Raw genomic sequence first — 25,866 nt, 5'->3', positions numbered from 1 at the left:
CTCGATGAAGAAGGCCTGGACGTCAGCGTAAGCGTTGACGGCCCGGCCGCCGAAGCTGCGCGCATTCAATTGCTCAGTCCGCGGCTGGCAAACCAGATCGCGGCAGGTGAGGTGGTCGAGCGTCCGGCGTCGGTCATCAAGGAATTGCTGGAAAACAGCCTCGATTCCGGAGCCCGTCGAATCGATGTCGATGTCGAACAAGCGGGCATCAAGCTGCTGCGCGTGCGCGACGACGGTGGTGGCATTTCGTCCGACGACCTGCCGCTGGCCTTGGCGCGACATGCCACCAGCAAGATTCGCGAACTGGAAGACCTCGAACGTGTGATGAGCCTCGGGTTTCGTGGCGAGGCGCTGGCGTCGATCAGCTCCGTGGCCCGTTTGACGCTGACGTCCCGCACCCGCGATGCCGATCAGGCCTGGCAAGTGGAAACCGAGGGGCGTGATATGGCCTCTCGCGTTCAACCAGCTGCGCACCCGGTGGGCACATCGGTCGAAGTGCGTGATCTGTTCTTCAACACCCCGGCGCGCCGTAAATTCCTCAAGGCCGAAAAAACCGAATTCGATCACCTTCAAGAAGTGATCAAACGGATGGCGCTGGCGCGTTTCGACGTCGCGTTTCATCTGCGCCACAACGGCAAGACCATTCTCAGTCTTCATGAAGCCCGCGATGACGTGGCCCGGGCGCGACGCGTCTCGGCGGTCTGCGGTCCGGGCTTTCTGGAGCAGGCGCTGCCGATCGAGGTCGAACGCAACGGCCTGAAACTCTGGGGCTGGGTGGGGCTGCCGACCTTCTCTCGCAGCCAGGCTGACTTGCAGTATTTCTTCGTCAACGGCCGGGCGGTCCGCGACAAGCTGGTGGCCCACGCGGTGCGCCAAGCCTATCGCGACGTGTTGTTCAATGGCCGTCATCCGACGTTCGTGCTGTTCTTTGAGGTCGACCCTGCGGTGGTCGACGTCAACGTGCACCCGACCAAGCACGAAGTCCGTTTCCGCGACGGGCGCATGGTGCATGACTTCCTGTACGGCACGTTGCATCGGGCTTTGGGCGATGTCCGCCCGGAAGACCAGCTTGCTGGCACGACCTCGGTCACGGCGCTGGTGCGTCCGACCGGGCCGGAAGCGGGCGAGTTCGGCCCGCAAGGCGAGATGCGTCTGGCCAACAATGTGTTGGAAACCCCGCAAGGCTCGGCGTGGAGTACCCCAAACACCGCGGGCGATGGCCCTGCGGCGGGTTCCGGCGCTGGCGCGGGTTATCAGTATCAGTACACGCCGCGCCCTTCTTCTGTGTTGCCTGCCGAAGAAGCGCGAGCGGCTTACAGCGCGTTCTTTGCTCCGCTTCCGGGAGCGCAGGCGACGCCGGGCAATGCAGTCGGCGTTCCGTTGCCGGAATCTCAAGGGGATATCCCGCCGTTGGGCTACGCGCTGGCGCAACTCAAAGGCATTTATATCCTCGCTGAGAACGCTCACGGACTGGTGCTGGTGGACATGCACGCCGCCCACGAGCGGATCATGTACGAGCGCCTGAAAATCGCCATGGCCAGCGAGGGCTTGAGCGGGCAGCCGCTGCTGGTGCCAGAGTCGATTGCCGTCAGCCAGCGTGAAGCAGACTGCGCCGAAGAGCATATGGCGACCTTCCAGCAACTAGGGTTCGAGTTGCAGCGCCTGGGGCCCGAAAGCCTGGCGATCCGACAGATTCCCGCATTGCTCAAACAGGCCGAAGCCAACCGTCTTGTGCATGACGTGTTGTCCGACCTGATGGAGTACGGCACCAGCGACAGGGTACAAGCGCACATGAACGAGCTGCTTGGCACCATGGCCTGTCATGGCGCGGTGAGAGCGAACCGGCGCCTGGCGATTCCGGAGATGAACGGCCTGTTGCGCGACATGGAAAACACCGAGCGCAGCGGCCAGTGCAACCATGGCCGACCGACCTGGACCCAGCTGGGTCTGGATGACCTCGACAAACTGTTCTTGCGCGGTCGCTGATGAGTGCATTTCCTCCAGCCATCTTTCTGATGGGGCCGACCGCCGCCGGCAAGACCGACCTGGCCATCGAGCTGACCAAGGTGCTGCCCTGCGAGCTGATCAGTGTCGATTCGGCGCTGGTCTATCGCGGCATGGACATCGGCACCGCCAAACCGTCAAAAGCGCTTTTGGACAAGTATCCCCACCGGCTGATCGATATTCTCGACCCGTCGGAGAGCTATTCCGCGGCGGATTTTCGCACTGACGCGTTGGAGGCCATGGCTGAAATCACCCGCAAAGGAAAAATTCCCCTGCTGGTCGGTGGCACCATGTTGTATTTCAAGGCTCTATTAGAGGGCCTGGCCGACATGCCCGCGGCTGACGCAGAGGTCCGGGCGCAACTTGAAGCCGAAGCGGCCAGCCGCGGCTGGCAGGCGTTGCACGATGAGTTGGCAAGCGTCGATCCGGTGTCGGCGGCGAGGATTCATCCCAATGACCCACAGCGGCTGATGAGAGCGCTTGAGGTTTACCGGGTCAGTGGTATGAGCATGACCGCACACCGTGAGCAACAAAGTGCGCAAACTGCTCAAGCTGGCGGTTCGGGGCGACATCAATTGCCCTATACTGTCGCAAATCTCGCGATCGCTCCGCAGGATCGCAAGGTACTGCATGACCGGATCGCATTGCGTTTCAGGCAAATGCTTGATGAAGGATTCGTTGAAGAAGTCGTAGCGTTACGTTCGAGGGGTGACCTGCACTCGAATTTACCGTCTATACGAGCTGTAGGGTATCGCCAGGTCTGGGACCATCTCGACGGCAAGCTGACGCGGGACGAGATGCAGGAACGCGGCATCATCGCCACGCGCCAATTGGCCAAGAGACAGTTCACCTGGTTACGAAGCTGGGAAAATTTACACTGGTTGGACAGCCTGGCTTGCGACAATCTGCCACGCACCTTGAAATACCTGGGATCGGTCTCCATATTGAGCTGAGTCCTTGCAATAGCCGTCTATCCTTGGGGGGTAACGGCCCAAGCCAATGTTTTCGAATTTATTCTATTGATCCTTAAAGGAGTGCGGCACATGTCAAAAGGGCATTCGCTACAAGACCCTTACCTGAACACTTTGCGTAAAGAAAAGGTTGGGGTTTCGATCTATCTGGTCAACGGTATCAAGCTGCAAGGCACCATCGAGTCCTTCGACCAGTTCGTTATTTTGCTGAAGAACACTGTCAGCCAAATGGTTTACAAGCACGCCATCTCTACCGTCGTTCCAGTTCGTCCAATTCGTCTGCCTAGCGCTACCGAATCCGAACAGGGTGATGCTGAGCCAGGTAACGCCTGATAGGAGTCTGCCTTGTTCTTTGAGCGCCACGGTGGTGGTGAGCGGGCAATCCTCGTTCATTTGGATGGCCAGGACCCTGAGGCGCGCGAAGATCCGCAGGAGTTCCGGGAGTTGGCCCTTTCGGCGGGTGCCGATATCGTTGCGTTCATCAACGTGCCACGGCATCGGCCCACGGCCAAATATCTGGTAGGCAGCGGCAAGGTCGAGGAGTTACGCGACCTGGTCCACGCCGAAAAAACAGATATCGTCATTTTTAATCATGTCCTTACACCCAGTCAGGAACGTAACCTCGAACGCGTTTTCGAGTGTCGCGTGCTTGACCGTACGGGTTTGATTCTCGACATCTTCGCCCAGCGCGCACGAACCCATGAAGGTAAGTTGCAGGTCGAGTTGGCGCAGCTTGAACACATGAGTACGCGCCTGGTCCGTGGGTGGACTCACCTTGAGCGTCAGGGCGGTGGTATCGGTCTGCGCGGCCCGGGTGAAACCCAGCTGGAGACGGACCGTCGTCTGCTGCGGGTGCGTCTGCGTCAAATCAAGAGCCGTCTGGAAAAGGTACGCAGTCAGCGTGATCAGGCCCGTCGCGGCCGTTCCCGTGCCGACATTCCGACCGTTTCCATCGTGGGCTACACCAACGCCGGTAAATCGACGTTGTTCAATGCAGTGACCCATTCCGACGTCTACGCTGCTGATCAGTTATTCGCCACACTTGACCCAACCCTGCGCCGTCTGGAAATCGACGATTTGGGGCCGATCGTGCTTGCCGATACGGTGGGGTTCATTCGTCACCTGCCACACAAGCTGGTTGAGGCTTTCAGGGCGACGCTCGAAGAGTCGAGCAACTCGGACCTTCTGCTGCATGTGATCGATGCGCATGAGCCGGATCGCCTGGAGCAGATCGAACAGGTCATGGCGGTGCTGGGCGAGATCGGTGCTCAAGACTTGCCGATACTGGAGGTCTATAACAAACTCGATTTGCTTGAGGGTGTCGAGCCTCAGATCCAGCGCGATCCCGACGGCAAGCCTCAGCGTGTCTGGGTCTCTGCTCGTGACGGTCGCGGTCTGGACTTGATCAAACAGGCCGTGGCCGAGCTCTTGGGAAGCGACCTGTTCGTTGGCACGCTGTGTTTGTCGCAACGCTTCGCCCGGCTTCGTGCCCAGTTCTTCCAACTCGGCGCGGTGCAGAGTGAAGAGCACGACGAAGAAGGTCAAAGCCTGTTAGCGGTACGTTTACCCCGAATTGAATTCAATCGCCTGGTGAGTCGCGAAGGACTGCAGCCGCTGGAATTCATCGAGCAACACACTTTGCAATAAAAGCCTGAAGAAGCGGTTGTGCTGCTTTGATGGGCATTCTGTAGCATTGGTCGGCGCGCCGCGGGCGCGTCTTTGCTTTATCAGATGGAGAGCGCTATGGCTTGGAATGAGCCGGGTGGCAACTCGAATAATCAGGATCCTTGGGGTGGTAAGCGCAAGGGCGGCGACCGCAAGGGGCCACCAGATCTCGACGAGGCCTTCCGAAAGCTGCAGGAAAGCCTGAATGGGTTGTTCGGTGGTGGTAAGAAACGCAGTAGTGACGGCGGCGGCAGTGGCGGTGGTTCGGGCAAAGGCGGTGGTTTTGGCCTGCTCGGCATCGGCCTCGTCGTGCTGCTCGCGATTTGGCTGTACAACGCGATTTATGTGGTGGACGAGCAAGAGCAGGCGGTCGTTCTGCGTTTCGGCAAATACTACGAAACCGTCGGTTCGGGTTTGAACATCTATTTCCCGCCGTTCGATCGCAAGTACCTCGAAAACGTGACCCGCGAGCGTGCGTACAGCAAGCAGGGCCAGATGCTCACCGAAGACGAGAACATCGTCGAAGTGCCGCTGACCGTGCAGTACAAGATCACCAACCTGCAGGATTTCGTGCTGAACGTCGATCAGCCTGAAGTCAGCCTGCAACACGCTACCGAAAGTGCTCTGCGTCATGTGGTCGGTTCGACTGCCATGGACCAGGTGCTGACCGAAGGCCGTGAGCTGATGGCCAGCGAGATCAAGGACCGCCTTCAGCGTTTCCTCGACACCTATCGCACCGGTATTACCGTGACCCAGGTGAACGTGCAGAGCGCAGCCGCGCCCCGTGAAGTTCAGGAAGCCTTTGATGACGTGATTCGTGCCCGTGAAGACGAGCAGCGTTCGCGTAACCAGGCCGAAACCTACGCCAACGGTGTGATTCCCGAAGCCCGTGGTCAGGCCCAGCGCATCGTCGAAGACGCCAATGGTTACCGCGACGAAGTCGTCTCGCGTGCCAAGGGTGAGGCTGACCGCTTCACCAAATTGGTCGCCGAGTACCGCAAGGCGCCGGAAGTCACTCGCGAACGCCTGTACCTGGACACCATGCAAGAAGTCTTCAGCAACACCAGCAAGGTGCTCGTGACCGGCGACAAGGGTCAGAACAACCTGCTTTACCTGCCATTGGACAAAATGATCGAAAGCAGTCGTAACGGTTCGACATCGTCGTCGAGCGGGGCTTCGGCCACTGCTGTGGACCCGGGCTCTCGGGCTGCGGATCTGCAACAGCAACGCGACACGCGCACTAGGGAGACTCGCTGATGAGCAATAAATCTCTGGTCGCCCTGATTGTCTGTGTCGTGCTGGCGGTTGTCGCCTGGAACAGCTTCTACATCGTCGCTCAGACCGAGCGTGCTGTGTTGCTGCAATTCGGTCGTGTGGTTCAGGCGGATGTTCCGCCGGGCCTGCACGTGAAGGTTCCCTATGTGAACCAGGTGCGCAAGTTCGACGGCCGTCTGTTGACGCTGGATGCGCCGACTCAGCGCTTCCTGACGCTGGAAAAGAAAGCCGTGATGGTCGATGCCTACGCCAAGTGGCGCGTGAAGGACGCTGAGCGTTTCTACACCGCGACATCGGGCTTGAAGCAGATCGCCGACGAGCGTCTGTCCCGTCGTCTGGAGTCGGGTCTGCGTGATCAGTTCGGCAAGCGCACCCTGCACGAAGCTGTGTCGGGCGAGCGTGACGCGCTGATGGCTGACATCACCGCTTCGCTGAACAGGATGGCCGAAAAAGAACTGGGCATCGAAGTCATCGACGTCCGGGTCAAGGCCATCGACTTGCCGAAGGAAGTGAACCGCAGCGTATTCGAGCGGATGAGCACCGAACGTGAGCGTGAAGCTCGCGAGCACCGCGCCAAGGGTAACGAGTTGGCTGAAGGCATTCGTGCTGACGCCGATCGTCAACGCCGCGTGTTGCTGGCCGAAGCCTATCGTGAGTCTGAAGAGGCACGCGGTGATGGCGATGCACAAGCCGCTGCCATCTACTCCAAGGCCTACGGGCAGGATCAGGAGTTCTATGCGTTCTACCGTAGCCTGCGTGCCTACCGTGAAAGCTTCGCCAACAAAAGCGACGTGATGGTGCTTGATCCGGGCAGCGAATTCTTTCGCTATCTGGAGAAAGCCAAACCGTAATCGCACACCGTGATCGATGACTCCGCCGGGCGGCAAAACGGCTCGGCGGGGTGATCACGCGGCAAAACGTGTGTATGATGCGGCAGCCGGGAAATTCCCGGCTTTTTTGCGTCTACACGATTGATTGGCCGTGGCGTATTTCGTGCGCGGCAGTTTTTTCGAGGACAGTGCCGCTCAAGTTGCGGCTCGCTTTGTATAGGGATAACGAATCCCCGTACAGGGTTCGCAGGCGCTGTCTGCTTCACTCAAGGCTTGCCCAAGGGTTGGCCGCCCGGATCATAGGGGAAAGGCGTAATGGCAACGGTTGACCGCTGGCTGCTGCCGGATGGCATCGAAGAAGTACTGCCGCCGGAAGCTGCGCGCATAGAAGTGGCGCGTCGTCAGGTGTTGGATCTGTTTCAGAGCTGGGGCTATGAGTTCGTCGTTACCCCGCACATCGAATACCTTGAATCACTGCTCACAGGTGCTGGCCAGGATCTGGATCTGCGCACCTTTAAAGTGGTCGATCCGCAGTCGGGTCGGCAAATGGGCTTCCGGGCGGACATCACGCCTCAGGTCGCCCGCATCGACGCGCATACCCTGCGCCGCGAAGGCCCGAGCCGTCTGTGCTACGCCGGTAGCGTGCTGCATGCCCAGCCCCGCGCCCTGTCGTCCTCGCGCAGCCCGATTCAACTGGGCGCCGAGTTGTACGGCGATGCCAGTCCGAGCAGCGACGTCGAAGTGATCAGCCTGATGCTGGCTATGCTTAAGCTCGCGGATGTGCCTGACGTCCACATGGACTTGGGCCATGTTGGCATTTATCGCGGTCTGGCCCGTGCGGCAGGGTTGTCGGGTGAAGTCGAGCAACAGCTTTTTGATGCTTTGCAGCGCAAAGCCATCGACGAAGTCATCACGCTGACCGAGAACCTGCCAACTGATCTGGCCGCCATGTTGCGGGCCCTGGTGGATCTGTGCGGTGGCCGCGATGTGCTGGCTGCTGCCCGCGAGCGTCTGGCCAAGGCACCTGCGCCGGTCATCGAGGCGTTGGACGACCTCGTGGAAATCGCCGAACGTCTGTCGGCTCGTTTCCCTGATTTGCCGTTGTACTTCGACCTCGGCGAGCTTCGCGGCTATCACTACCATACGGGTGTGGTGTTTGCGGTGTTCGTGCCGGGTGTCGGCCAGTCGATCGCCCAAGGCGGTCGTTACGATGACATCGGTGCCGATTTCGGGCGTGCGCGTCCGGCAACGGGTTTCTCCACCGATTTGAAAACCCTGGTCACGCTGGGGCAGGCGCCGATCGAGCTACCGTCTGGCGGTATCTGGATGCCTGACAGCACCGACGCCGCACTCTGGCAGACCGTCTGCCAACTGCGCAGCGAAGGTCAGCGCGTGGTTCAGGCATTGCCTGGCCAATCGGTCGCGGCAGCGAAAGAAGCCGATTGCGATCGGCAATTGATTCAGCACGGCGAGCATTGGCAGGTACTGCCGCTGGCCTCTTGAGTTTTCCAGTCGGCGGCAGCCGGCACCCAGTTTGCGTGAATGAGGACAAGTGTTATGGGTAAGAATGTCGTAGTCCTGGGCACCCAATGGGGTGATGAGGGCAAAGGCAAGATCGTTGATCTGCTGACCGAACATGCTACCGCGGTAGTTCGCTATCAAGGCGGCCACAACGCCGGTCACACCCTGGTGATCGATGGCGAGAAAACCGTTCTGCACCTGATTCCGTCCGGTGTACTGCGCGAAGGCGTGCAGTGCCTGATCGGTAACGGTGTGGTCGTGGCACCTGACGCGCTCATGCGTGAAATCACCAAGCTGGAAGAGAAGGGCATTCCGGTGCGCGAGCGTTTGCGCATCAGCCCGTCCTGCCCGCTGATCCTGTCCTACCACGTTGCGCTGGATCAGGCCCGCGAGAAAGCCCGCGGCGAGCACAAGATCGGCACCACCGGTCGTGGCATCGGCCCGGCTTACGAAGACAAGGTGGCCCGTCGCGGCCTGCGCATCGGCGACCTGTTCCACCGCGAGCGCTTCGCCGCCAAGCTGGGCGAGTTGCTGGATTACCACAACTTCGTGCTGGTCAATTACTACAAAGAGCCAGCCATCGACTTCCAGAAGACACTCGACGAGTGCATGGAATACGCCGAACAGCTCAAACCAATGATGCTGGACGTCACCGCCGCGCTGCATGAAATGCGTCGCGCTGGCAAAGACATCATGTTCGAAGGCGCTCAAGGTTCGTTGCTGGACATCGACCACGGTACCTACCCGTACGTGACCAGCTCGAACACCACTGCTGGCGGTATTGCCACTGGTTCGGGTGTCGGTCCGATGTTCATCGACTACATCTTGGGCATCACCAAGGCGTACACCACGCGTGTGGGTTCCGGTCCGTTCCCGACCGAACTCTTCGACGACGTCGGTGCTTTTCTGGCCAAGCGCGGTCATGAGTTCGGCGCGACTACCGGCCGTGCCCGTCGTTGCGGCTGGTTCGACGCCGTCATCCTGCGTCGCGCCATTGACGTCAACAGCATCTCGGGCATCTGCCTGACCAAGCTGGACGTCCTGGACGGTCTTGAAACCATCAACATTTGCGTGGGTTACAAGAACGAAAATGGCGCCGTCATCGAAGCGCCGACCGACGCCGACAGCTACATCGGTTTGGAGCCGGTGTACGAGCAGGTGCCTGGCTGGTCGGAATCGACCCTGGGCGCGAAGACGCTGGAAGAGCTGCCTGCCAACGCTCGTGCGTACATCAAGCGCCTCGAAGAGCTGGTCGGCGCGCCGATCGACATTATTTCGACAGGTCCGGACCGCAACGAAACCATCGTTCTGCGTCACCCGTTCGGTTGATAACCCGTTGATATGAAAGAAAAGGGTCGCTAAGGCGGCCCTTTCTTTTGCCTGCCTGATTCCCGTCATGAGAACGGCACGGCCCTTGCTGTAAATACCGTCATTAGAAATGCCATCATTTTAATGGCGTTTGTGGTGGGGGAATTTCCAGTGTCAGCCGTCCTTTCGCTTCTCCGCAGTCGCTTGCTGCGGCCCGTATTCATTGCTCTCGGCATTGCCCTATTGGTGCAAGTGCTGGTGGCGGTCGCCCTGACCCGGAGCACCGTTACTGCGCTTGAGGCCGATCTGGGCGCCCGACTGGGTGTAGATTCGCAACACTTGTCCGGCGAGTTGGAACAGGCGAGCCGTGATGTAACGTCCAGTCTCGACAGCCTTTCGCAAAATACCCGGCAGCGTTTGAGTGCGGGATTGTCGACCCGTCTGAAGGATGAGCAGAAGCAACTGCGTGCGACGCTGGAGACGGACTTGAAGGATTCCGCCACCGACATGGCAGAGCTGCTCGCGGCTGTCGCACCCCGTGCGATGTGGGATGGCGACACCCCGACGCTGTCTGAATTCGCACGACGCGCCCAGCGCAATCCTAACGTGCTGTTCGTTGTTTACGACGACGCCCAGGGCGAGCACCTGACGCGCTACCTCAACCGCGAGAACGAATCGATCAAGGCGTTGTTGGCCAAGGGCGAGGGTGAGCGGGCGATGGACAAGGTCTTGAATGCTGCGCAGAAAGACCCATCGGTGTATTACGTCGAGGCCTCTATCAGCCCGAATGGCGTTGAAATCGGCAAGGTGCGGATGGGCGTTTCAACCGCAGCGGTCGAGACGAATCTGGTGGCGCTCGACAAGCGTTTCACGGCGCTGATTGGCAATGGCGAGCAGTTGGTCTCTGAAAGTCTCGGCAGCGCGGCGGCGGAAAGCTCTGCGGCGCTGCGTTCGCGTCTACAGACCGCGCAGGGCGCTGCGTCGGCGATGGCCACCAATACCAGTTCCACTGTTCAGGCGGCGGCTGAAACATTGCGCTGGAGGATCGGTGTCGGCCTGGCGCTGGTGGGTCTGATTGTGTTGATCGTGCTGGCGGTGGTGCTGGGGCGTCGTGTCGTGCTGCGTCTGCAATTGCTCAATCGTGCGCTGGATGATCTGGCGGCGGGCGAGGGCGACCTGACCAAGCGGGTCAAGCTCAACAGTAATGACGAAATTGGCGACATGGCGGCGGCGGTCAATCGTTTTGTGGACAAGCTGCAACCCATCGTTCGAGAGGCGGGTGATGTCGCTCAGCAAACGGGTGTTGAGATCGGTGCCATGAGCAAGCGCAACGCCGGTGCCAATGCGGCTGCCGAGTTGCAGCGAGACGAAGTGGCCGCGAGCCTCCACGCTTTGGCCCAGATGGCAGACGAGGCGCAAGCCGAGAGTCAGGCGATGCAGGCTGCACTGCGGCAGGTGGTCGACATTCGCCAGGCTACGGATGAGAACACGCGGACGTCGACCCAGGTCGGCAATCTGATCGAGGCACTGGCAGGGCAGGTCGAGACCGGCGCGCAGGTCATTGAGCGTTTGGCGCAGCAGAGCGAGCAGATCGAGGTGGTGCTGGAAGTGATTCACGGCATCGCCGAGCAAACCAACTTGCTGGCGCTTAACGCCGCCATTGAAGCGGCACGTGCGGGTGAGACGGGGCTCGGCTTCGCAGTCGTGGCCGATGAGGTTCGCGCGCTGGCCAGCAAAACTCAAAGCTCCACTGGCGATATTCAGGAACACATCACCAAGCTGCAATCGGGTGCTAAAGAAGCGGTCGCGACCATCGGTCTGGCAGGCCGCAAAGCGAAGGAGGGGCTGGAAGTGCTGCGCGACAGTGCCCGCCTGCAGAAAACCGTTCAGGACTCCGTTGAGCAGGTTCATGCGGCGATAGGTTTGGCGACCCGCGCAGCAGAGCATCAGGCGCAAGGGGCGCAGGCGGTACGTGGTCGCGTGGAAGTGATTCATGCCCAGGCCGAGAAAGCTGCCCAGGCTGTTGTCGAAACGACGGCCAGTGGCAAGACGCTGGATAAACTGGCCGCGCAGTTGAAAGCGAGTCTTGGGCAATTCCGGGCGTAGGCGGGTTATAGGTCGTAGCGTATTTCTGTAGCGGGCTGGCCTGGCGGAGGTGGCAATCGAGAGATTGCCTTCGCCGGCATGCCAGGCTTTTGCGGAGGAGGGGAATTATCAAACCCCGAAAAGCACAAAACCGAGCACTTGGCTCGGTTTTGTTTTGTTTGGTGCCCAGGAGAAGACTCGAACTTCCACGACCGTAAGGTCACCAGCACCTGAAGCTGGCGTGTCTACCAATTTCACCACCTGGGCATGGCGCTGATTTAATTAGATTTTTCGTATTAGTGCAACATAATTTTGAGAAATTTTAGCGGGAGAGGCGGTTTTGATTGCAAGCGCGATAAGCTCGCAGGTTTGTCAAAGGCAGGAAGGACAGGAGAGGGGAACTGATCTACCCTCAGAGCTGCTCGGAAAAGAACTTTCAAATCCCAGAAAGCACAAAACCGAGCACTTGGCTCGGTTTCGTTGAATTGGTGCCCAGAAGAAGACTCGAACTTCCACGACCGTAAGGTCACCAGCACCTGAAGCTGGCGTGTCTACCAATTTCACCATCTGGGCAATTCGTTGATTTCATACGACTTATTTTTCAAAAAGCCGCTTGATTTCAACTACAACGTGGCAGTGCCGTCGTTGTGGGGCGCATCTTACGGATGAGGATAGAAGCTGTAAACCCCCGGCGTGAAATTTTTTTTGAAATAGCGAAAAGCCTCAACAAACGCTGCCTTCGCGTTTCAATCGGGTATATGCCAAACTAATTGCATACAGATAAGGTGAACTCATTCTAATGGCCGATTGGCAGTCCCTCGATCCCGAGGCCGCTCGTGAAGCGGAAAAATACGAAAACCCCATTCCTAGCCGTGAGCTGATTCTGGCGCATCTCTCCGAGCGCGGTTCGCCCGCTGCCCGTGAAGAGCTGGTCGCAGAGTTTGGTCTGACGACTGAAGATCAGATCGAGGCCCTGCGCCGTCGCCTTCGTGCGATGGAACGCGACGCGCAGTTGATCTACACCCGCCGCGGCACCTACGCGCCGGTCGACAAGCTGGACCTGATCCTCGGTCGCATCAGCGGTCATCGCGACGGTTTTGGCTTCCTCGTGCCTGACGACGGCTCCGACGACCTGTTCATGAGCCCAGCCCAGATGCGTCTGGTGTTCGATGGCGACCGTGCCTTGGCCCGCGTTTCCGGCCTGGACCGTCGCGGTCGTCGCGAAGGCGTCATCGTTGAAGTCGTTTCCCGCGCTCACGAAACCGTGGTGGGTCGTTACTTCGAAGAGAGCGGCATTGGTTTCGTCGTTCCCGACAATCCAAAGATTCAGCAGGAAGTGCTGATCACGCCAGGTCGCAATGCCGACGCCCGCGTGGGTCAGTTCGTCGAAGTGAAGATTACTCACTGGCCGACTCCGCGCTTCCAGCCGCAGGGCGACGTGGTCGAAGTCGTGGGCAACTACATGGCGCCGGGCATGGAAATCGACGTTGCGCTGCGCACGTACGACATTCCGCATGTCTGGCCTGAAGCCGTGCTCAAAGAAGCCGCCAAGCTCAAACCGGAAGTCGAGGAAAAGGACAAAGAGCACCGCGTCGATCTGCGCCACCTCCCGTTCGTGACCATCGACGGCGAAGACGCTCGCGACTTCGACGATGCGGTTTACTGCGAAGCCAAGCCGGGCAAGCTACGTCTGTTCTCGGGTGGCTGGAAACTTTACGTCGCGATTGCGGACGTCTCCAGTTACGTGAAGATCGGCTCCGCGCTCGACGCCGAATCCCAGGTTCGCGGCAACTCGGTGTACTTCCCCGAGCGTGTCGTACCGATGCTGCCTGAGCAGTTGTCCAACGGCCTTTGCTCGCTGAATCCGCTGGTCGACCGTCTGGCGATGGTCTGCGAGATGACTATCTCCAAATCCGGCGAAATGACGGACTACGTGTTCTACGAAGCCGTGATCCACTCCCACGCGCGGCTGACTTACAACAAGGTCAGTTCGATTCTGGAACACCCGAAAACCAGCGAAGCCCGGCAGTTGCGCGGCGATTACAAAGAGGTCATCCCGGACCTCAAGCAGCTTTACGCGCTGTACAAGGTGCTGCTGGCAGCACGCCACACGCGTGGCGCCATCGACTTCGAAACGCAGGAAACCCGGATCATCTTCGGGTCCGAGCGCAAGATCGCCGAGATTCGCCCGACGACCCGCAACGATGCGCACAAGCTGATCGAGGAATGCATGCTGGCCGCCAACGTGGCCACTGCCGAGTTCCTCAAGAAGCATGAAATCCCTGCGCTGTACCGCGTCCACGACGGTCCGCCGCCTGAGCGCCTGGAAAAACTGCGCGCGTTCCTGGGTGAGTTGGGTCTGTCCTTGCACAAAGGCAAGGACGGCCCGACGCCGAAGGATTATCAGGCGCTGCTGGAAACCATCAAGGACCGTCCGGATTACCACCTGATCCAGACCGTCATGCTGCGCTCGCTGAGCCAGGCGGTGTACAGCTCGGATAACAACGGCCACTTCGGCCTGAATTACGAGGCCTACACGCACTTCACCTCGCCGATTCGTCGTTACCCGGACTTGCTGACGCACCGCGCCATTCGCAGCGTCATCCGTTCCAAGCAAGACACGCCGCACGTGCGTCGTGCAGGCGCAGCGTCGATTCCGAAAGCGCGCATCTACCCGTACGACGAAGCGGGACTGGAGCAGTTGGGCGAGCAATGCTCGATGAGCGAGCGCCGGGCCGACGAAGCCACCCGTGACGTGGTGAACTGGCTCAAGTGCGAGTTCATGAAAGACCGCGTGGGTGAGTCGTTCCCGGGCGTTATCACAGCGGTGACCGGTTTCGGGCTGTTCGTCGAGCTGACCGACATTTACGTGGAAGGCCTGGTGCACGTGACCGCGTTGCCAGGCGATTACTACCACTTCGATCCGGTTCACCACCGTTTGGCGGGTGAGCGCACGGGCCGTAGCTTCCGCCTGGGCGACACCGTTGAAGTGCGGGTCATGCGCGTCGATCTCGACGAGCGCAAGATCGACTTCGAAATGTCAGAAAAAACCACCAGCGCGCCGGTGGGTCGCAAGCGCAAGGCTGCCGAGCCTGCCGCTGCGGAAAAGCCGAAAGATAATGAGCAGGACAAGGCCACGGCGTCTCGCCCAAGCCGTCGCAGCGCCACCAAAGAACCGGTTGTCGAGGCGTATCGTCCGAGCGATGCGGCCGCAAAAAATGCCGAAGTCCGCAAAAGCCGTGAGATGAAGAAAGCGCTTCTGGCAGAAGCGAAGGGTGGTAGCAAGGCGTCGTCGGGAAAGTCGTCGCGGAGTGATTCCGCGCCGTCCGGGAAGTCCGCAAAACCGAGTAAACACCGCAAGGGCCCGCCAAAGTCGGGCTCAGCGCCCGATGCAAAGGGCGGCAGTGTGCGTAAACCTAAGGCGAAGTCATGAGTCAGCTGGAAAAAATCTACGGCGTTCACGCGGTAGAAGCGTTGTTGCGTCACCATCCCAAGCGGGTCAAGCAGATCTGGCTGGCGGAGGGTCGCAGCGATCCCCGTGTTCAGGTGTTGATCGACCTCGCCGCGCAAAATCGTGTGGCGGTGGGGCAGGCCGAACGTCGCGAAATGGACGCATGGGTCGAAGGTGTCCATCAGGGCGTTGTCGCGGATGTCAGTCCGAGCCAGGTCTGGGGCGAAGCGATGCTCGACGAACTGCTGGATCGCACCGAAGGCCCGCCGCTGATCCTGGTTCTCGACGGCGTGACCGACCCGCACAACCTCGGCGCTTGCCTGCGTACTGCTGATGCGGCGGGTGCGCTGGCGGTAATCGTGCCGAAAGACAAATCGGCGACGTTGACACCGACTGTACGAAAGGTGGCCTGTGGCGCTGCGGAAGTGATTCCGCTGGTTGCGGTCACCAACCTTGCCCGTACGCTGGAAAAACTCCAGCAGCGCGGGTTGTGGGTTGTCGGTACGGCGGGTGAGGCCGAGCAAGAGCTGTATCAGCAGGACCTGACTGGACCGACCATCCTGATCATGGGCGCGGAAGGCAAGGGCATGCGGCGCCTGACCCGCGAACACTGCGACTATCTGGTTCGCCTGCCGATGGCAGGCAGCGTCAGCAGCTTGAACGTCTCTGTGGCAACAGGTGTTTGCCTGTTCGAGGCAATGCGCCAACGCAGCGCCAAGGCTGCCGCTTCGCGGAAATAACAACCTTCAAGCTGCAAGCATCAAGCTTAAGCCTGCCCACGGTCAGCTTGTAGCTTGTAGCTTGCGGCTTGCAGCTGTTACTGCTCAAATAATCACCAATTGCCTTGCGCCCTCCCCAGCCCTTCTCTACAATTGCGCCCCTTGCTGTCATGGCAGGCGCTCACGTGCCTGTCCCTGTGCAAGATAAACCAGTGTTATTCACTCCTTGTCTGACCGCTTTGGCGGCAGGCTACAACCCGTAAGGAGCATTCATGCGTCATTACGAAATCATCTTTCTGGTTCACCCGGACCAGAGCGAGCAAGTCGGCGGCATGGTTGAGCGTTATACCAAGCTGATCGAAGAAGACGGCGGCAAGATCCACCGTCTGGAAGATTGGGGCCGTCGTCAACTGGCCTACGCAATCAACAATGTTCACAAGGCTCACTACGTGATGCTGAACGTTGAGTGCACTGGCAAGGCCCTGGCCGAGCTGGAAGACAACTTCCGTTACAACGATGCCGTGATCCGTAACCTTGTCATCCGTCGCGACGAAGCCGTTACTGGCCAGTCCGAAATGCTCAAGGCTGAAGAGAACCGCAGTGAGCGCCGTGAGCGTCGCGACCGTCCTGAGCACTCCGACGCCGAAGGCGTTGACAGTGATGACAGCGACAACAGCGATAACGCTGACGAGTAATCCACGGACCTTTTGAGGAGCCTATTACATGGCACGTTTCTTCCGTCGTCGTAAATTCTGCCGCTTCACAGCTGAAAATGTGAAGGAGATCGATTACAAAGATCTCAACACCCTGAAAGCCTACGTATCCGAAACCGGCAAGATCGTTCCTAGCCGCATTACCGGTACCAAAGCTCGTTATCAGCGTCAGCTGGCTACCGCTATCAAGCGCGCCCGCTTCCTGGCCCTGCTGGCCTACACCGACAGCCACGGCCGCTGAGACCAGGTTCAGTCGACAAAAACGCAGTAAGGGATAAATCGCATGCGCGCCATGGCTGACTTCATCATGCGCGGCCGCGTGCAGGCCACTCTGGTAGTGGTTGGATGTGCGGCGTTGCCGCTGTTGTTCTGGTTGAGTGCCGCCGCGGGTTGCCTTGTGCTTCTGCGGCGCGGGTTGAGTGGCGCTTCGAGCGTTCTCGCCTGGGCTCTGCTGCCGGCTTTGGTCTGGTGGTATTTCGGTGATCCCCGCACCCTGATGGTGTTGCTGGGTTCATGGGGGTTGGCGGCCGTGTTGCGCGCCAGCGAGTCGTGGGTCCGTGTGCTGCTGGTCAGCATCGGACTGGGATTGTTGTATGGCGTGATCCTGGGGGCGGTTTTCCGCGAGCCCATCGAAGCCATGGCGGGGGAGTTGCAGAAACTCTTGCCCCACGTCTTCGGTGATGTCTACCAACAGATGTCGGTAGAAGAGCGAGCGCGTCTGGGGGCACTGATTACACCGGTCCTGAACGGCCTGATTGCGGCGGTGTTGCAGATCGTCAGCGTGGTATGCCTGATCCTTGGGCGGTACTGGCAGGCGTTGTTGTATAACCCGGGCGGTTTCGGACGCGAATTTCGCAGTTTGAGACTCCCGCGGGCACCGATGCTGGTGCTGCTGGTGTGCATGTTGGTGGGGCCGAATTTCGGTCCTCAACTGGCGATGCTGACACCGTTGTGCAGCGTACCGCTCATGTTCGCGGGGCTGGCCCTGATTCACGGTCTGGTGGCTACGAAGCGCCTGACCCGGTTTTGGCTGGTGGGTTTGTACGTCACGCTGGTGCTGTTCATGCAGCTGATTTATCCGTTGCTGGTGGTGTTTGCCATTGTCGACAGCCTGATTGATTTTCGCGGCCGTCTGGCGTCGAAAGATGCCGATAACGGTTCTGCGAACGGTGAAGGTTAAAGTTAAGAGGTTATTACCAAATGGAACTCATCCTGCTGGAAAAAATCGCCAACCTGGGCAACCTGGGCGATAAAGTAAACGTTAAGGCTGGTTACGGCCGTAACTACCTGCTGCCTTTCGGCAAAGCCACCGCTGCAACCGCTGCCAACCTGGCCGCGTTTGAAGAGCGTCGTGCTGAGCTGGAAAAAGCCGCTGCTGACAAGAAAGCTTCTGCTGAAAGTCGCGCTGCTCAACTGGCTGAGCTGGAAGTGACTATCACTGCCACCGCTGGTGACGAAGGCAAGCTGTTCGGTTCGATCGGTACTCACGACATCGCTGATGCACTGACCGCCTCTGGCGTTGAAGTCGCTAAAGCTGAAGTTCGTCTGCCGAACGGCACCATCCGTAACGTTGGCGAATACGACGTAGCCGTGCACCTGCACAGCGACGTTGAAGCCACCGTTCGCGTGGTCGTCGTAGCTGCCTAAGCTGCTTGATGCCGGTGCTTCGGTGCTGGTGTCCGACCAGTTGGCGACTCGTGCGCTAGCCGGTCAATAAAGGGCGCGATCCATTTCTTGGGTCGTGCCCTTTGTCATTTCTAGGTATTGTTGATCAACTTCTGATTCAAACCCCTGATTTCGTGTGGCCATGAACGATATTTCTGCTCCCGAGCAATACGACCTGCAAACCGCAGCCCTGAAGGTGCCGCCCCATTCCATCGAGGCCGAACAGGCTGTACTCGGTGGTCTGATGCTGGATAACCAGGCGTGGGAGCGCGTGCTGGATCAAGTCTCGGACGGCGACTTCTACCGCCATGACCACCGTCTGATTTTCCGCGCCATCGCCAAGCTTGCCGATCAGAACCTGCCCATCGACGTCGTAACCCTGTCCGAGCAGCTGGACAAGGAAGGCCAGACCTCACAGGTCGGCGGTCTGGGCTATCTGTCGGAATTGGCAAAAAACATCCCATCTGTTGCCAACATCAAGGCCTACGCCCAGATCGTGCGGCAGCGGGCGACCTTGCGGCAGTTGATTGGCATCAGTAACGATATCGCCGACAGCGCGTTCAACCCGGAAGGGCGGACTGCTGAGGAGATTCTCGACGAAGCCGAGCGCCAGATTTTCCAGATTGCCGAAGCGCGCCCGAAGACGGGCGGGCCGGTGGGCGTCAATGACCTGCTGACCAAAGCCATCGACCGCATCGACACCCTGTTCAACCTGGGTGAGGGCATCACCGGCCTGTCCACGGGCTATACCGACCTGGACGAAAAAACCAGCGGTTTGCAGCCTTCCGACTTGATCATCGTCGCGGGCCGTCCGTCGATGGGTAAAACCACCTTCGCGATGAACCTTGTGGAAAACGCGGTGCTGCGCAGCGAAAAAGCGGTGCTGGTGTTCTCGCTGGAGATGCCAGGCGAATCGCTGATCATGCGTATGCTGTCGTCCCTCGGGCGTATCGATCAGACCAAGGTGCGTTCCGGTCAACTGGATGATGACGACTGGCCGCGTCTGACCTCTGCCGTGAATTTGCTCAATGATCGCAAACTGTTCATCGACGATACTGCCGGTATCAGCCCTTCGGAGATGCGTGCGCGTACTCGACGTCTCGTGAGAGAGCATGGTGATGTCGGCTTGATCATGATCGACTACCTGCAGTTGATGCAGATTCCGGGTTCCAGCGGCGATAACCGGACCAACGAAATTTCCGAGATCTCCCGGTCCCTGAAAGCGCTGGCCAAGGAGTTCAACTGCCCGGTCGTTGCACTGTCCCAGCTTAACCGCTCGCTGGAACAGCGCCCCAACAAGCGCCCTGTGAACTCCGACTTACGTGAATCCGGAGCGATCGAGCAGGACGCCGACGTTATCATGTTCGTATACCGGGACGAGGTGTATCACCCGGAAACCGAGCATAAAGGCATCGCTGAAATCATCATTGGTAAACAGCGGAACGGCCCGATTGGCTTCGTGCGTCTGGCGTTTATCGGCAAGTACACCCGTTTCGAAAACTTGGCGCCGGGCAGTTACAACTTTGATGATGATGAGTAGTGCGTCCTGCACAGCGTCTTTATGGTTATTCGACTATGCCCCGCGCTGGGCGAGGATCGTACCCTTGCCTTTATGTGACAGGATGGCTTGCGGGTAAAAAACGTTACCCCGGACGGTAAAGCCCAGACGCAAATCCCCCCTGCCACCAGCGGTGCCACTGTGGATATCCGTCGTTTTCATTCCACGTAATCCGGTATGTCCTTTGCGATTAGGGTCGAACCTATCTAATGCCGCTCTCAGATTTACTTCCATACCAGGGCGGCGGCCAAGCCAGTCGACAATATTTGCATCCTCGAAAAAGCCGCTCGGGTCCATGGTGAAAATTTGTCTGGCCGCGCTGCTGGTGGGCGCTGGAGCGGCGATTTCGTGGTCGGAATCAAGGCTTGCGTTCGACGCGGTAGAGCCTCGTTTGCCAGGGGTGACTCTTTCTCGAATATGACGAAGCTCATCGGCTGTCAGGCCTGTGCTTGTTCCCTGCGCCGCTACGTCAAATGACGGACGCGCCGAGGTCGGGGCGCTGACTGATGGTGATTGATCGTTGCTCGGGTATTGGCGCGGTGCCTTCTCAGGAGCGGGCCTTAACTCCGCTGCCGAGGGGATGCCGTGATCACGTACCGCTTTAGCGACCTCATGAGGTTTCTTTGCCTTACTAAGTGCGAGAGCCTCGTTTTTGGTTCGGGCCTGATAGATCTGTAGGCTCCCTTTCCGATCAGGGCCGACGTGTATGTGACTTGCAGGGACAGGTGCCGCTGAATCGTAGTACGCAGCGAGCGCCTCCGCCTCCGTAGGGGTGAGATTGAGATCTTGGGTATAAATCCCTACGAGCCGTCGAGAGATGATCTGGCGACGTTCATACCTGGCTTCAGAAAGCTGACCAAGCGCGTAGATGACTATCGCCAGCACAACCGCAGAAACTCCAAGGATAAGGCTAAAGTCCACGCTTAGCCCCCCTTGAACGTCGGTACGGTTAATCGGGCTGTTACGCACCATCCGATACAGATTAAGCCCATCCACTTGACCTTCAGGGTCCGCACTAATCCAGCGCATCAACCACGGCGCGTAATTCCTCAGCCCGTAGTAATACAACCCGCTGGCATCCCGCTCTTTCCCCGAATACCGCGCCACTTTGTACTTCGCTTCGACCACCGAGCGCGCCGCCCACCAAGCCGTTCCGCCAAAAGGGTAATAGCCTTCGTGGCTGATCAGTCGCGCCCTGCCGTCCAGCTCTAGCGTGCTGGAGCCCAGATGATCGTCGACCGAATAGCGCAATTGATCGTTTTCGATGTCGGCGGGACGTCCGCTCAACCAACGCAGACAGCGCACTGTGCATCGGCCGGCCTGGATCACGATGACTTCCAGCTGCTCATCGTTGGCAGTGTCGCTGCGCAATTCCAGGCCCGGAAGGTAGCGGACCTCCCGCGTATGTGCAGCGGCTCGTACGGGGCTTGTGCCAACTTTGCGAACCCGCTGCCCGCTGCTGTCGTACAGGTAATGCTCAGCGTCGTCCTCGGCGTCCTTGCGACTGACGGGGATGATCTTCGTTAAGCGATTGCGGGCATCCCAGGACATGGCCTGGCCGGGGGACAGGCGCTGCAGATTGCCCCCGGCATCGAAACCGTTGGCAAAGTCCGGCGGTGCGCTGCCCTCCGTCTTGATCAGGGCGCGGTTGCTGGTCGCATCCACCTCAAAATCGCGGGTGTAGGGCTGACGGCCTTCATGCCTCAGCTGAACCATATTGCCCGCCAAGTCGTAGCGGTAACGTTCGGTGAAGTTGAGCCATTGACTGGTGTCTATCGGCAATGTCAGTAGGTCAGGCAGCTGCGGACCGGTTGACGCAGGTGCTGTTTCCCTGCCTTGCGCCTCTATCAACTGATACGTGCTGTCGTAGCGGTAGATGTTGACCGGCTCGATGCGTTGATTGGCGAAGTGACGAGTCGCTTGGGCATCGTCAGCGATGCTCACGACGTTACCCACCGGATCGTAGGTGTAGGTCAATGATTGCAGCGGGTCGTTGGCAGGCCGAAGGGTTTTCAGCGTCTGCAGGCGGCCGTCCGCTGGGTGATAGCGGTATTGACTGACCACGCCGTTGCCTGCGGTTTGCGACTCGACCTGCCCCTGGGCGTTGTACTGCATATCTCGCAGTAATAACTGCTGTGCGCTGCCCTTCAACGTGAGGATGACCTGTGCCAACTGGCCAGCAATGTTTAAGCCGATGTTTTGCTGGTGGTCCCGCGCATCCGTCGTGCTGATGGCGGTGCCGGTGGCGTCAAAATGTCTGCGGGTAATGGCGCCAGGGCCGGGCTCCAGCAGGGCGTCACGTTCCTCGGCTGAAGGCGGCCAATCAGGAGGCTCGATCAGACTGAGCATTCGGCGTTCTTCTATTAGCGTCCCGCCCAACAGGCCGTACTCGGTGGTCACCATGGTGCCCGCGCTGTCGTCGACCCGGATCAACTCCCCGCACTGGTTATGAGAGGCTGAATCCGCATCGGTGCCTCCATACGTGAACCGTTCGCAGGCCCGTTGCGGCTGTCCGGCCATGCGCTCATGAACCACAGTCGGTCGCAAATGCTCGTCATATTCTGTGTGCCAATGCGTCGAGCGGGCATCCCATTGCTCCAGAGCGACGCCAGATTCTGCTGAAAGAGAGATTGTTTCACCGGCATCCACGCTGCGGCTGGACAATACAGTGTTTGAAAGGCTGTACAGGGTTGCGACGTTGGGGTGCAGGTCGGGCTCCTGCGACTGTCGCTCAAAGAGGCGTGGGTCCCAAGCCGCCACGGCGCGACCTTGGCAGTCGTAAGTCTGGGCGTTGATTCGGGGTTTCGCCTCTTCCTCGACCTCAGCCCGATAGTAGGTCACTTGCCGCACTGTCAGGCCCCGGCTGTCGTAAACCGTTACAGAAGGGGTGTTCCGGTGCATGGAGTCGGACATGATGCCTGCATCCTGCAATGGCCAGCGCTGCGTCTACTCTAGCCTCGCTTACAGGGGCGGGATACTGTCAGAAATGACAGTGCAATTGATCGAAAAACGCTGGCAAGGCCGACTATTACAGTCGGATTTGATCAAAATTTGTGCTATTCTCCGCGCCCGCGAATTTCCACAAGAAACTCGCCTCCCCGATTACGAACACTGGTCATCGACATGCAAGCAGCCAAGCCGTTATTTGACTATCCGAAGTACTGGGCCGAATGTTTCGGACCAGCGCCTTTCCTGCCCATGAGCCGGGAAGAAATGGATCAGCTTGGCTGGGATTCCTGCGACATCATCATCGTGACTGGCGATGCGTACGTCGATCACCCGTCGTTCGGCATGGCGATCATTGGCCGGCTGCTGGAGTCGCAAGGCTTCCGCGTCGGGATCATTGCTCAGCCGGACTGGAAATCGAAAGACGACTTCATGAAGCTTGGCGAGCCGAACCTGTTCTTCGGTGTCGCAGCGGGCAACATGGACTCGATGATCAACCGCTACACCGCCGACAAGAAAATCCGTTCCGACGACGCCTATACCCCTGGCGGCATGGCGGGCAAGCGCCCGGACCGCGCGAGCCTGGTCTACAGCCAGCGTTGCAAGGAAGCCTACAAGAACGTCCCTATCGTGCTGGGCGGGATCGAAGCGTCGCTGCGCCGCATCGCGCATTACGACTACTGGCAGGACAAGGTTCGCAATTCGATTCTGATCGACGCCTGCGCCGACATTCTGCTGTACGGCAACGCCGAGCGCGCCATCGTTGAAGTCGCCACCCGTCTGTCTTATGGCGAAACCATTGAAAGCATCACCGACGTCCGCGGCACCGCATTCATTCGGCGCGACACGCCTGAAGGCTGGTACGAAGTCGATTCCACGCGTATCGACCGTCCGGGCAAGGTCGACAAGATCATCAACCCGTACGTGAATACTCAGGACACCCAGGCATGCGCTATCGAGCAGGAAAAAGGGCCGACTGAAGATCCGAACGAAGCCAAGGTCGTGCAGATTCTGGCCAGCCCGCGCATGACCCGCGACAAGACAGTCATTCGTCTGCCGTCCATGGAAAAAGTGCGTAACGACCCGGTGTTGTACGCCCATGCCAACCGGGTTCTGCACCTGGAGACCAATCCCGGCAACGCCCGTGCGCTGGTTCAGAAGCATGGCGACGTCGACGTCTGGTTCAACGCGCCTCCGATTCCGATGACCACTGAAGAAATGGACTACGTGTTCGGCATGCCGTACGCACGTATCCCGCATCCTGCGTACGGCAAGGAAAAGATCCCGGCCTACGACATGATTCGCTTCTCGGTGAACATCATGCGTGGCTGCTTTGGCGGCTGCACCTTCTGCTCGATCACCGAACACGAAGGCCGCATCATCCAGAACCGCTCGCACGATTCGATCATTCGTGAAATCGAAGAGATTCGCGACAAAGTCCCAGGATTTACCGGCGTCATTTCCGACCTCGGTGGTCCGACTGCGAACATGTACCGCATCGCCTGCAAGAGCCCGGAGATCGAATCTGCGTGCCGCAAGCCATCTTGCGTTTTCCCAGGCATCTGCCCGAACCTGAACACTGATCACTCGGCGCTGATTCAGCTGTACCGCAGCGCGCGTGATCTGCCGGGCGTGAAGAAGATCCTGATCGCTTCCGGCCTGCGCTACGACCTCGCGGTCGAGTCGCCGGAGTACGTCAAAGAGCTGGTGACCCACCACGTCGGTGGCTACCTGAAGATCGCCCCGGAACACACCGAGGAAGGCCCGCTCAATCAGATGATGAAGCCGGGCATTGGCAGCTATGACAAGTTCAAGCGCATGTTCGAGAAGTACTCGAAAGAGGCGGGCAAAGAGCAGTACCTGATCCCGTACTTCATTGCGGCCCACCCTGGCACTACCGATGAAGACATGATGAACCTGGCGCTGTGGCTCAAGGGCAATGGCTTCCGGGCGGACCAGGTGCAGGCGTTCTACCCGTCGCCGATGGCCAGTGCGACAGCCATGTATCACTCGGGCAAGAACCCGTTGCGCAAGGTCACGTACAAAAGCGATTCGGTCACCATCGTCAAGAGCGAAGAGCAGCGCCGTCTGCATAAGGCATTCCTGCGTTACCACGACCCGAAAGGCTGGCCAATGCTGCGCGAAGCGCTGGAGCGCATGGGCCGTTCGGACCTCATTGGCCCGGGCAAGAACCAGTTGATTCCGTTGCACCAGCCGGAAACCGACAGCTACCAGAGCGCCCGTCGCAAGAACTCGACGCCAGCTGGCAGCCACAAGGTGGCGAAAACCACCAAGATCCTCACCCAGCACACCGGCCTGCCGCAGCGGGGCAGCGACGGCAGTAAGCCGTGGGACAAACGCGAAGAAGCCAAGGCCGCCGCAGCCGCCCGCAACAAGCAGGCCGCCAAGGATCGCGCTGATGCCGCCAAAGGCGGGAAGGGTGGCAAAAAGCCGTCCCGTCAGCCTGTCTTTCCCCGCTGAGTGACGCCGTTGTAAAAAAAACGCCAGCTTTCGAGCTGGCGTTTTGCATTTCAGATCTTCACGTTTTCGCGGATGTTCCAGCCGTACTTGATCACCCCGCCATCCTTGCTGCCGTCGGCCTTTTGCGGTTGGTAGCTGACTTCGACCTTGCCGAAGTTGAGTGTGAAATCTTCCTTGATGATTTCATCGCTATTTCCGGCATTGGCGTTGTATGACGCGACCATCACTTCTTTCAGCGTAATGATCATGTATTCCACCGGGCTGCTGCCGCCCGCCTTGCGGATGGTGAGCGTGGCTTCGGGGTAATGCTTGCCGCTGGAGCACGCCATCATCAGGTTCGGAGATGACTTGTCCAGCGACTTGGTGAAACTCAGGTTGTGGATGTTGACCTTGCCCGCGCCTCCGCCACCCCCTTGGTGCATCGACCCAGACTGCGTCATACCCCATTGGAAGGTATGAATGTCGATCTCTTCCTGGTGAGCGCTGTCCTTGGACTCACCCTTGATATCGCCCAACTTCAAAAACATATCGATAGCCATGAACTCTCCCTGAAACAGTCGTCGACGAATTGTCGAGGCGCACCTTTTCTTACTGAAGCGCTGGCCACAAGACGTCGGGAGCACAACCAGACCGTTCACACAGAAGAATGGAAAATCTCCTACAGTTTCGCTGCC

The 25,866-nt window shown here is 59.1% G+C and carries 19 protein-coding genes and 2 tRNA genes; 17 read left to right on the top strand and 4 right to left on the bottom strand.

The features are described from left to right. Positions 1-15: 15 nt before the first annotated feature. From mutL to AAEO81_RS27850, 9 genes are all read left to right on the top strand, one after another. Positions 16-1,986 (top strand): DNA mismatch repair endonuclease MutL, encoded by a 1,971-nt coding sequence (gene mutL, locus AAEO81_RS27890; protein WP_341964637.1) that lies wholly within the window; start codon positions 16-18, stop codon positions 1,984-1,986. Further along, positions 1,986-2,957, top strand: a complete 972-nt coding sequence (gene miaA, locus AAEO81_RS27885) for a tRNA (adenosine(37)-N6)-dimethylallyltransferase MiaA (RefSeq protein ID WP_341960318.1) — start codon at positions 1,986-1,988, stop codon at positions 2,955-2,957. Before mutL ends, miaA begins: the two co-directional genes overlap by 1 nt. Before the next feature lie 90 nt (positions 2,958-3,047). Continuing rightward, the gene (gene hfq / locus AAEO81_RS27880; protein ID WP_010221594.1) at positions 3,048-3,308 is read left to right on the top strand and encodes an RNA chaperone Hfq; all 261 of its coding nucleotides are present in this window, start codon (positions 3,048-3,050) and stop codon (positions 3,306-3,308) included. A 12-nt stretch (positions 3,309-3,320) separates the two neighbouring features. Further along, a complete protein-coding gene (gene hflX, locus AAEO81_RS27875) occupies positions 3,321-4,622 on the top strand; it encodes a ribosome rescue GTPase HflX (RefSeq protein ID WP_166596014.1) in 1,302 nt (433 codons plus the stop codon). Positions 4,623-4,718: 96 nt separating this feature from the next. Then, the gene (gene hflK / locus AAEO81_RS27870) at positions 4,719-5,897 is read left to right on the top strand and encodes an FtsH protease activity modulator HflK (protein ID WP_341960309.1); all 1,179 of its coding nucleotides are present in this window, start codon (positions 4,719-4,721) and stop codon (positions 5,895-5,897) included. Beyond that, complete coding sequence (hflC, locus tag AAEO81_RS27865; protein ID WP_166596012.1) at positions 5,897-6,766, top strand: protease modulator HflC; 870 nt, start codon at positions 5,897-5,899, stop codon at positions 6,764-6,766. The genes hflK and hflC overlap by 1 nt, the downstream gene beginning before the upstream one ends. A gap of 294 nt (positions 6,767-7,060) precedes the next feature. After that, on the top strand, positions 7,061-8,248 hold the full coding sequence (locus tag AAEO81_RS27860; RefSeq protein ID WP_166596011.1) for an ATP phosphoribosyltransferase regulatory subunit: 1,188 nt from the start codon (positions 7,061-7,063) through the stop codon (positions 8,246-8,248). 54 nt (positions 8,249-8,302) lie between these two features. Continuing rightward, positions 8,303-9,595, top strand: coding sequence for an adenylosuccinate synthase (locus tag AAEO81_RS27855; protein ID WP_166596010.1), 1,293 nt, complete (start codon positions 8,303-8,305; stop codon positions 9,593-9,595). Positions 9,596-9,745: 150 nt separating this feature from the next. Continuing rightward, on the top strand, positions 9,746-11,680 hold the full coding sequence (locus tag AAEO81_RS27850) for a methyl-accepting chemotaxis protein (RefSeq protein ID WP_341960307.1): 1,935 nt from the start codon (positions 9,746-9,748) through the stop codon (positions 11,678-11,680). A gap of 159 nt (positions 11,681-11,839) precedes the next feature. Here the strand turns inward: AAEO81_RS27850 and AAEO81_RS27845 are convergent. Together AAEO81_RS27845 and AAEO81_RS27840 are read right to left on the bottom strand one after the other, a co-directional pair. Continuing rightward, positions 11,840-11,926, bottom strand: a tRNA-Leu gene (locus AAEO81_RS27845). Positions 11,927-12,145: 219 nt separating this feature from the next. Beyond that, a tRNA-Leu gene (locus tag AAEO81_RS27840) sits at positions 12,146-12,232 on the bottom strand. 226 nt (positions 12,233-12,458) lie between these two features. Between AAEO81_RS27840 and rnr the strand changes: the two genes are divergently transcribed. The 7 genes from rnr (at position 12,459) to dnaB (ending at position 19,747) form a co-directional block, all read left to right on the top strand. Continuing rightward, positions 12,459-15,092 carry a ribonuclease R gene (gene rnr / locus AAEO81_RS27835; protein WP_341960305.1) on the top strand — a complete coding sequence of 878 codons (2,634 nt, stop codon included), beginning with the start codon at positions 12,459-12,461 and terminating at the stop codon, positions 15,090-15,092. Then, the gene (gene rlmB, locus AAEO81_RS27830; protein WP_341960304.1) at positions 15,089-15,850 is read left to right on the top strand and encodes a 23S rRNA (guanosine(2251)-2'-O)-methyltransferase RlmB; all 762 of its coding nucleotides are present in this window, start codon (positions 15,089-15,091) and stop codon (positions 15,848-15,850) included. Before rnr ends, rlmB begins: the two co-directional genes overlap by 4 nt. 251 nt (positions 15,851-16,101) lie before the next feature. Beyond that, complete coding sequence (gene rpsF / locus AAEO81_RS27825) at positions 16,102-16,524, top strand: 30S ribosomal protein S6 (RefSeq protein ID WP_062379020.1); 423 nt, start codon at positions 16,102-16,104, stop codon at positions 16,522-16,524. Between the two features lie 28 nt (positions 16,525-16,552). Further along, positions 16,553-16,783 carry a 30S ribosomal protein S18 gene (gene rpsR, locus AAEO81_RS27820; RefSeq protein ID WP_037015707.1) on the top strand — a complete coding sequence of 77 codons (231 nt, stop codon included), beginning with the start codon at positions 16,553-16,555 and terminating at the stop codon, positions 16,781-16,783. 42 nt (positions 16,784-16,825) lie between these two features. Further along, entirely contained in the window at positions 16,826-17,722 is an 897-nt protein-coding gene (locus AAEO81_RS27815) for a hypothetical protein (RefSeq protein ID WP_166596006.1), read from the top strand. Positions 17,723-17,742: 20 nt separating this feature from the next. Further along, positions 17,743-18,189 (top strand): 50S ribosomal protein L9, encoded by a 447-nt coding sequence (gene rplI / locus AAEO81_RS27810; RefSeq protein WP_166596005.1) that lies wholly within the window; start codon positions 17,743-17,745, stop codon positions 18,187-18,189. Between the two features lie 160 nt (positions 18,190-18,349). Continuing rightward, the gene (gene dnaB, locus AAEO81_RS27805) at positions 18,350-19,747 is read left to right on the top strand and encodes a replicative DNA helicase (protein WP_166596004.1); all 1,398 of its coding nucleotides are present in this window, start codon (positions 18,350-18,352) and stop codon (positions 19,745-19,747) included. 33 nt (positions 19,748-19,780) lie between these two features. On the opposite strand, the gene AAEO81_RS27800 is transcribed toward dnaB, so the two are convergent. Next, complete coding sequence (locus AAEO81_RS27800; protein WP_341960301.1) at positions 19,781-22,678, bottom strand: RHS repeat-associated core domain-containing protein; 2,898 nt, start codon at positions 22,676-22,678, stop codon at positions 19,781-19,783. Positions 22,679-22,888: 210 nt separating this feature from the next. Here AAEO81_RS27800 and AAEO81_RS27795 point away from each other — a divergent pair, with 210 nt between their 5' ends. Further along, complete coding sequence (locus tag AAEO81_RS27795) at positions 22,889-25,192, top strand: YgiQ family radical SAM protein (protein WP_341960300.1); 2,304 nt, start codon at positions 22,889-22,891, stop codon at positions 25,190-25,192. Between the two features lie 50 nt (positions 25,193-25,242). Here the strand turns inward: AAEO81_RS27795 and AAEO81_RS27790 are convergent, their stop codons facing one another. Further along, positions 25,243-25,731: a type VI secretion system tube protein Hcp gene (locus tag AAEO81_RS27790; protein ID WP_166596002.1), complete on the bottom strand. Its 489-nt coding sequence runs from the start codon at positions 25,729-25,731 to the stop codon at positions 25,243-25,245. Positions 25,732-25,866: the final 135 nt, after the last annotated feature.

This window comes from Pseudomonas sp. RC10 (assembly GCF_038397775.1).
GTDB classification, from domain to species: Bacteria; Pseudomonadota; Gammaproteobacteria; order Pseudomonadales; family Pseudomonadaceae; genus Aquipseudomonas; species Aquipseudomonas bambusae.
Note: the sequence above shows the minus strand (reverse complement) of the source record. Positions and strands in the feature narration are given on the sequence as shown.